The sequence below is a fragment of the Prosthecobacter sp. genome (genome assembly GCF_044373815.1).
Lineage (GTDB): Bacteria > Verrucomicrobiota > Verrucomicrobiia > Verrucomicrobiales > Verrucomicrobiaceae > Prosthecobacter.
Genome location: NZ_JBIPNG010000327.1, coordinates 1 through 7,530, shown reverse-complemented (window position 1 = coordinate 7,530; position 7,530 = coordinate 1). Strand labels below are relative to the sequence as shown.

The window sequence follows — 7,530 nt, the reverse complement described above, 5'->3', positions numbered from 1 at the left end:
CGGACTTCAGTCCGCAGCAGGTCGCCTGCGCACAGCGGGTGGGGGTTCATGCTGCGCGTCGCAATCACGCTGACTTTCGGTGTGGAGGGGCCACTGGGAGGAGAGCGGAGCGCCGTGTGCTTGCGGAGTGCTGCGGACTAAAGTCCGCGCTCCACAGAGCCCAGCGCGCGGCGCAGGCGGGCCAGGGTGTGGGCCTGGCGCTTGCGGGACAGGGCGCATTCCCAGAGGCGGAGGACGGTCCAGCCGGATTTGCGGAGCTCGCGGATGACGAGGCGATCGCGCTGGCGGTTGCGGGCGATCTTTTCGTCCCAGAATTTCCGGTTCTGCCGGGGGCGGGTGGCGTGGCGGGGGCAGCCGTGCCAGAAGCAGCCGTCCACAAAGACGACGACGCGCTGGGCGCGAAACACGAAGTCAGGCCGCACACGGGGCCGTCGCGTCTTCTTCTCTGCGGCCCGGGGATGGGGCATGCACAGGGACAGGTGCCGCCGCCAGCCGGTGATGTGCGCGGCGCGCAGCATGTCCCGCAGGCGCAGCTCCGTGGCGGCATTGCCGGTGGAGCGGATGCGGCTCATCACCTCGCTGCGCTTGGCTGGGGTGAAGACGTCGGGCATGGGGTGGAGGGGCGGTGGGTGCAGCCTGCGTTTACCCGGCGGAACTGGCGGCCGCAGCACCTGAGCGGGCTGCGGTGGCAGTGGCGGCTGCGAGGAGGTGGGGGCTGGTGCTGGCGCTCATGGTGGCGAGGCTGGCCACGCCCATGCCGAAGCCTTTCATCTCGTTCATCCAGAGCGGGGTTCCCGTCAGGGCATCCAGCGCATACAGGTAGCCGCTGATGCTGACGAAGAGGCGGTCGCCGTCCGGCAGGAGGCTGACGAAGCCGCTGCCGCGCGACAGCAGGCTGGCGAGTCCGGTGACCTCCGGGGCCTGCCAGCCCCAGAGGATCTCGCCGCTGTCCCGGTGCACAGCGGCGACGCGGCGGTTGAAGCCGGTGAAGAGGAGGTCGTTGAGGTTCATGGTGGAAAGGGTAGCCGGGCGCGGGGACGCGCCAGTGGAAGATGGGGCGCGGTTTGGAATGGGGGGGCGGGGGGAATGAATGGCCACTTTGCTGGCGCTCACCCGCAGCAGACTCTCGACAAACCGGCTCCCGGTGGATACACTGGTGGCATGTCCTCGCTCGCGATCCAGCTTCCTGACGACCTCAGCCAGTTCGTCGCCGCCTCGGTGCAGTCCGGCGACTATCAGGATGCGGATGCCTTTTTCGTCAGCCTGCTGACCACCTTCAAAGAGCAGGTGGAGGCACCGCTCTCCGAGGCGGAATCCACCAAGCTGGCCGCGCTGCGTGCGGACATCCAGCACGCCGTGGATCAGGCTGACCGGGGCGAGGTGGTGCAGGGATTTGACGTGACCTCCTTTCTCGCGGAGCGCCACCGCGAGCGTGCCGCGCTCAAGACGGCCTAGCACGCATGCCCCGGGTCGATCTCACTCTCTCTGCGCAGTCGGATCTCAAGGAGATCTGGGAGTATGTGGCTGCTGACAGCGTGCTGCAGGCGGATCGGCTCTTGGGCCGCTTCGCGCTCAAGTTTAACCATCTGGCTCTTCATCCTGGTCTGGGTCGTCCGCGTCCCGAACTGGCCCAGCACTGCCGCAGCTTCCCGCTGGGTAGGTACTGCTTTTACTTTCGCCTGACGGAGGATGGGATTCTCCTGCTGCGCGTCCTGCATTCAGCGCGGGACATTCGGCAGATCAGTTTCCCGGCTTCGTAGAGGGAGGGATCAGTGAGGAAAGTTGCCTTGTGGCTGTGGCCGAAGGGATCCCCTGTTCCGCAGGAACAGGGCAACTTTGCTGGCGTGCGGCGACACTTCAACAATCGCAAACCACTGCAAACCATCGCCAACGATGGCAAACCGCTTGGGCCTCGGCGGCGCGCTAGGATCGAGGACGAGTTCGAGTAGGAGGACGAGGACGATTGGCGGCTGACGCCGCCACACCTCACGGCCTCCGCGCCTGCTGCAGGGCTTCTTCCTTCAGCTTCTGGATCGTCGCATCGCCCTGGGCGATGAGGGGGTCGAACATGGGGATTTCCTTGGCGTTCTGACCCTGCTCGTGTTTGCGGAAGCCGAAGAGGTAGGTCTCGTTGTGCGGACGCCAGCGGTTGAAGAAGAGGGTGTCTTTGGCGATGACGGCGCGGCGGAGGTTTTCCAGCGCGGGGGAGGGCGCATCGGGGAGCTTGAGGCCGAGGCCTTCGATGAGCTTGGCGCTGAGCTTTTCATAGCCTTCGCGGGTGTAGTGCACGCCGTTTTCGGTGAGGGGCTTGCGGATGACGCCGGGCTTGGGGAGGCCGCCCATGAGCTCGAACCAATCGACAAAATACGCGTTCTGCATGAGGGCAAATTTGTGCAGGGCATCGCGCAGGCTGGAGAGGTTGCGGTTGGCGGCGCTGAGGTCTGGCAGCGGGGGCGGCAAGGTCTCCAGCGGCGGCGGGGTGGCGATGATGACGCGCACGCCGGGGGATTTGGAGCGGATGAGGTCGAGGAGATTGCGGTAGCCGGTGAGGAAGTCCGGCAGGGAGCCGAGGCGCTCGAAAGCGAGCTCGCTGCCGTAGCAGAGGATGACGACGGTGGGCTTGAGCATTTCCAGGTGCACGGAGAGGCGCTGCAGGCCTTCTTCCGGCGGGCCGAAGTAGGAGCGCGCATGGCCAAAGACGGTGTCGCCGCTCCAGGCGAGATTGCGCACGGTGACTTTTTCTTCGCCGAGGGCGAGCGCGAGCCGGGGCTCAAAGGAGCCGTAACGCTGCTCGCGCTCCAGCACGGTGTTGCCGATGAGGACGACGCGGTCGCCGTCCTGAAACTGAAAGGAGGAGGGCTGCGCCGGTGCGGAGGCAGCAGGGGCGTCCGTCTCCGGAGCTTGAGCGGATGCAAAGGAGGCGCTCAGAAGCACCACGAGGCCGGCCAGGGATTTCAAATTCATGCGGGCGCTATTGGAGCGGAGGCGGTGGGAGTTGTCTAGGGGGAGGTTTGGGGTTGTTGGCGGTGGGTGGTGGAGGGCGCAGGAAGAGACGCGAGCGGTGAGGAATAGGGCCTATAGGTCGAATAGGTCCTATAAGACCTATTTCAGAGGGCGTGTGGTCCCCCTCCCCCCTACCTCTTCCTCAGCACCAGCAGCACGTCCGCATAGCTGTCGTCAAATTTGCGGGGCTCGGTGAGGTCATACGTAAAATCGTAGCACTCCAGGTACTCCAGCTCGGGGACTTTGCGGAGGAGGGCCTTCATTTGGGCGGCGCTGTAGGTGCGGAACTGCCAGCGGGTCTCCTGCGTGTGGGTGCGGCCGGAGTCGGTGATCTTGAGGCGGGTGCGCAGCTGCTCCAGGCGCGTCTTGCGGTCGGCGGGCCAGGTGTGGGTGTTGCACACGACTTCGATGCTGCCGCGCCTGGCCACCCAGCGTTCGTGCTCGTCTTCCTCGCGGTCATAATCCGTGAGGTGCAGGCCCAGGAAGAACACGCCGCCGGGGCGCAGGGTGGCGGCCACGCGGCGCAGGCACTCGGCGGCGTCCTTTTCCTTGAGCAGGTACTTGAAGGTGCTGACGAGGCAGTGGGCCATGTCAAAGCCGCCCTTCACGCCCTTGGGCAGGGTGAAGCTCTGCATCCAGTCCTCCCACAGGCGCGCCTTCACCCCCGCCTTCTCCAGCCGCTGCTGGGCAAAGGCGATCATGTGCGCGTTGCCATCGAACCCGCTGACCTCCCAGCCGCGACTGGCCAGCTCCAGCGCCAGACGGCCGCTGCCGCAGGCGGGCTCCAGCAGGCGGTGGCCCTTGGCGGGAGTGGCGTACTTGGCGTAGGCCTCTTCCAGAAAGTCCGCCTCCTTGAGGGTGCCGTCGTCAAAGACGATGTCGTAGTAGAGGGGCGTGTCGTACCAGTCGCGCTGTTCGGTGGGCATGGGGGGCACCATGGAGCAAACGGAGCGCTGCGCCACTCCGGCCGTAGGTTGGGTGTGTTTGGCGTGCCGGGCCCTCCCATTCACCCGCAGCCCTCTCCGCCAAACCGCCCGACGGCGAGGACGCCCGCACGCGCATGGCGTTGGCAGCACGCGCATGGCGTTGGCAGCACGCTCATGGACGGGCGGGCTGTCGCCACGCCCATACTACGTCCGGAGCGCCCGGTTTGGGCAGATCTGAGATCGATGGGTGACAGCGGAAGCGTGAGGGATCAGGATGATCCCTCTCCTCTCTGGCACCCCACAAGTAGCGCCCTCCTCCACAAGCCGCTTAAAAATCCCGCCCCTGCTGGCACCCGAAATGCTGCTTGATTGTTGGTGACTGGTGGAGATTGATTGCGCCCCGTGCCCCGCTTCCCCTTCCGATATGATTGTTTGGGATAATTTCTTCTGGTTTACCAGCTACATCCTCGTTTTCACCGCTCTGTCCGCCTTTGGTGCGCACAGAATCAAAGTGTTATACCATTATTGGAAACACCGCATGGACGTGCCGGTGCCTCCCCATGAGTTCGCCGAACTGCCCGTCATCACCGTGCAGCTCCCCATTTTCAACGAGCTCCACGTGGTGGAAAACCTCCTGCGCACCGTCAGCGCCCTGGACTACCCGCGCGACCGCCTGCAGATCCAGGTGCTGGACGATTCCACGGACGAAACCGCCCCGCACGCCGAGAAGCTCTCCGCCGATCTGAAGGCCCAAGGCTACGACATCGAGTACCGCCACCGCACGAACCGCAACGGCTTCAAGGCCGGCGCTCTGGACGAAGGCATGACCTCCGCCAAGGGCGAGTACATCTGCATTTTCGACGCCGACTTCCAGCCGGCACCGGACTACCTCAAGCAGGTGATCCACCACTTCACCGACGAGAAAGTCGGCATGGTGCAGGCGCGCTGGGGGCACCTGAACAAGAATTTCTCCCTCCTCACCAAGCTGCAGGCCCTGTTTCTCGACGGCCACCTCGTGTTGGAACAGACGGCCCGCAGCCGCCACGGCGAATTCCTCAACTTCAACGGCACCGCCGGCATCTGGCGCCGGGCCGCCATCGAAACCGGCGGCGGCTGGCAGCACGACACCCTCACGGAAGATCTGGACCTCAGCTACCGCGCGCAGCTCAAGGGCTGGAAATTCATCTACCTCAAGGACGTCGTCGTCCCCGCCGAGCTCCCGCCGGACATGGACGGGTTCAAGAGCCAGCAGCACCGCTGGACCAAGGGCAGCATCCAGGTGTGCAAAAAGACCCTCGGGAACGTGTGGCGCAGCGACATCCCCCTGAGCCTGAAGATCGAGGCCACCTCCCACCTCACGTCGAACTTCGCCTACCTGCTCACGCTTTGCACCCTGGTGCTGATGTACCCCGCGAATTTCGTGATGGGCAGCAGCTGGCACAAGGCGGTGTTTGTGGACGTGCCCGTGTTCTTCTTCGCCTCCCTCAGCGTCATCATCTTTTACATGACCGCGCAGGGCGCCCAGGGCCGCTGGGGCTGGCTCAAAACCCTGCCGTATGTGCCCATGCTGCTCGCCCTCGGCATCGGCATGAGCATCAACAACGGCAAGGCCGTGCTGGAGGCGCTGCTCAATCAGTCGTCCGAATTCGTCCGCACGCCGAAATACGGCATGGAAAACAAAGCGCAGGCCAGCAAGCAGCGCTCCCGCTACAAGGCCGGCAAGTCCATCGCCCTGTGGATCGAAGTCCTGCTCACCGGCTACTTCGGCTGGATGATCGCCCTCGCCGCCCAGCGCGGCCAGTGGGGCAGCATTCCGTTCCTCCTGCTGTTCTTTTTTGGATTCGGGTACGTGGCCGCCGGATCGCTGATGAAGCGTTTTTCGATGTCCGCGTTTCAGGCTCCGCAGCCGGCTCCGGCGGTGGTGTGAGGGGTGGGGAGTTGACCAGTTGCGCCGCAACTGGAGTTAGCAGATGGTGCTGACCAAGGAAGCACCGCATGCACGTCAGCGCAACGAGGTCGCCACCATCAATGAGCATGAACAAGAAGGGTCTGGAAACTGTGATCGACGGAGTCTTGTCTCAGCAGGGCTTTAAAAAACGGGGATCGACATGGTATCGCCAGAATGCTGGAACGTTGCAGGCAGTTGATTTGCAGAAGTCGGCTTACGGGGGACAGTTTTACGTTAATCTCTGCTTCGCTCCCGAGGGTATGTCGGTCGAGGGCATGCCCTTTCCAAAGGTCCACAAATGCCCTGTGTGGATAAGGATTGGTTCGGCTTTCGCCGACCACCGGAGTCAATGTGAAGAGCTGTTCGATCTCGAACAGCAAGGCGTCGCCGAGGCGGAGCGCACCATCGGAATTCAACAGATACTGATTCAACTGGTGGTCCCATTTTTTAACCAGCTTCGAGAGTCAAATGACTTGAAGCTAGCAATTGAGAACGGGACCTTCAAAGGCGGAGCTGTAACTCTCGCGGCGCGGAAACATCTTGGAATTGAACCTTAGCCCGATCTCGGAAGACAATCGTCTTCATGGATCGAAAGCGCGTAGCGCTGGCATAACGGTAGCCGTGGGTGAAACCCACGGTAAGCAGACAACCCACCGTTGCCAAGATTGTGGAACCGCGTAGCGGTGACACAAATCTCCGCGCACCCATCGCCTCCGCCATGGCCAACACCTACACGCAGATCCTGTATCACATCGTGTTCTCCACCAAGGAGCGTGCCACGGTTCTGCGGGAAACCCGGCGGGAGGAATTCTTTCGCTACGTCTGGGGCGTTCATCAGGGCCTGAATTGCCACCTTCACCGCATCAACGCGATGGATGACCACGTGCACATCCTGATGTCCTTGCATTCATCCCTGTCGCTGGCGGATTACATGCGCGAACTGAAAGCCAACACCAGCCGGTGGATCAGCCAGGAGGGCATCTTCCCGGGATTCAACGGCTGGCAGGACGGCTATGGTGCCTTCACGATTTCGATCCGCGAAAAGGATGCCGTGATTCGTTATATCAAGGACCAGCAGGTGCACCATCAGCACACGGATTTTCTGGGAGAACTGCGGCGCATGCTGGATGAAGCCAAAATCAAATACGACGACCGATACATCGCGTGATCGTGGACTTGGGCTGATGCGGAGGTTTGTGTCACCGCTACGCGGTTCCACGGAATTCGAACGGTATGGCCACGCGGTTCCGTGGGTTAGCACCCACGGCTACCATTGTGCCAGCGCTACGCGCTTCCGGAGTCGAGCTGCGAAATAGGCGCAGGTTGAACGGTGATGCCATCGATACGCGCTTTGGATGTGCCATGCCGCTGATTGGGTCATTGCAGAGGCCGATGATTCAATCCCCCAAACAACCCCGCGTAACTTTCCCGCCCTCCCCGGGTTATTCCTCCCCGCATGAAATTGTTCCCCCGCGCCTTCGCATACTCCCTCACGCTCGCTCTCGCCACGCCCACGCTACTCACCGCCGCTGGCAATGACTGGCCGCGTTTCCTCGGGCCCACGGGGGCGGCCATCGTCACGGAATCCAAGGTGCCGCTGAAGTGGAGCGACACGGAAAACCTGCTCTGGAAAGCGGACATGCCCGGGCCGGG

At 63.2% G+C, this 7,530-nt stretch carries 9 protein-coding genes and 1 pseudogene; 6 read left to right on the top strand and 4 right to left on the bottom strand.

The window, feature by feature from the left end:
- Nucleotides 1-137: 137 nt before the first annotated feature.
- Nucleotides 138-671, bottom strand: a complete 534-nt coding sequence (locus tag ACIREA_RS22030) for a very short patch repair endonuclease (RefSeq protein WP_397384515.1) — start codon at nucleotides 669-671, stop codon at nucleotides 138-140.
- Nucleotides 643-1,011: a PQQ-binding-like beta-propeller repeat protein gene (locus ACIREA_RS22025; RefSeq protein ID WP_397384514.1), complete on the bottom strand. Its 369-nt coding sequence runs from the start codon at nucleotides 1,009-1,011 to the stop codon at nucleotides 643-645. The genes ACIREA_RS22030 and ACIREA_RS22025 overlap by 29 nt, the downstream gene beginning before the upstream one ends.
- Before the next feature lie 75 nt (nucleotides 1,012-1,086).
- On the opposite strand from ACIREA_RS22025, the gene ACIREA_RS22020 reads away from it, so the two are divergent.
- Nucleotides 1,087-1,455, top strand: a complete 369-nt coding sequence (locus ACIREA_RS22020) for a type II toxin-antitoxin system ParD family antitoxin (protein ID WP_397384513.1) — start codon at nucleotides 1,087-1,089, stop codon at nucleotides 1,453-1,455.
- A gap of 5 nt (nucleotides 1,456-1,460) precedes the next feature.
- Complete coding sequence (locus ACIREA_RS22015) at nucleotides 1,461-1,760, top strand: type II toxin-antitoxin system RelE/ParE family toxin (RefSeq protein WP_397384512.1); 300 nt, start codon at nucleotides 1,461-1,463, stop codon at nucleotides 1,758-1,760.
- Nucleotides 1,761-1,986: 226 nt separating this feature from the next.
- Here the strand turns inward: ACIREA_RS22015 and ACIREA_RS22010 are convergent, their stop codons facing one another.
- Together ACIREA_RS22010 and ACIREA_RS22005 are read right to left on the bottom strand one after the other, a co-directional pair.
- A complete protein-coding gene (locus tag ACIREA_RS22010; protein ID WP_397384510.1) occupies nucleotides 1,987-2,964 on the bottom strand; it encodes a GDSL-type esterase/lipase family protein in 978 nt (325 codons plus the stop codon).
- Nucleotides 2,965-3,134: 170 nt separating this feature from the next.
- Complete coding sequence (locus tag ACIREA_RS22005; RefSeq protein WP_397384509.1) at nucleotides 3,135-3,929, bottom strand: class I SAM-dependent methyltransferase; 795 nt, start codon at nucleotides 3,927-3,929, stop codon at nucleotides 3,135-3,137.
- A gap of 424 nt (nucleotides 3,930-4,353) precedes the next feature.
- On the opposite strand from ACIREA_RS22005, the gene ACIREA_RS22000 reads away from it, so the two are divergent.
- From ACIREA_RS22000 to ACIREA_RS21985, 4 genes and pseudogenes are all read left to right on the top strand, one after another.
- Entirely contained in the window at nucleotides 4,354-5,856 is a 1,503-nt protein-coding gene (locus tag ACIREA_RS22000; RefSeq protein ID WP_397384508.1) for a cellulose synthase family protein, read from the top strand.
- Between the two features lie 107 nt (nucleotides 5,857-5,963).
- The gene (locus ACIREA_RS21995; protein ID WP_397384507.1) at nucleotides 5,964-6,434 is read left to right on the top strand and encodes a DUF4304 domain-containing protein; all 471 of its coding nucleotides are present in this window, start codon (nucleotides 5,964-5,966) and stop codon (nucleotides 6,432-6,434) included.
- A gap of 110 nt (nucleotides 6,435-6,544) precedes the next feature.
- On the top strand, nucleotides 6,545-7,045 hold the full coding sequence (gene tnpA, locus ACIREA_RS21990) for an IS200/IS605 family transposase (protein WP_397384506.1): 501 nt from the start codon (nucleotides 6,545-6,547) through the stop codon (nucleotides 7,043-7,045).
- 288 nt (nucleotides 7,046-7,333) lie between these two features.
- A pseudogene (locus ACIREA_RS21985) lies at nucleotides 7,334-7,530 on the top strand (pyrrolo-quinoline quinone); the annotation flags it as partial.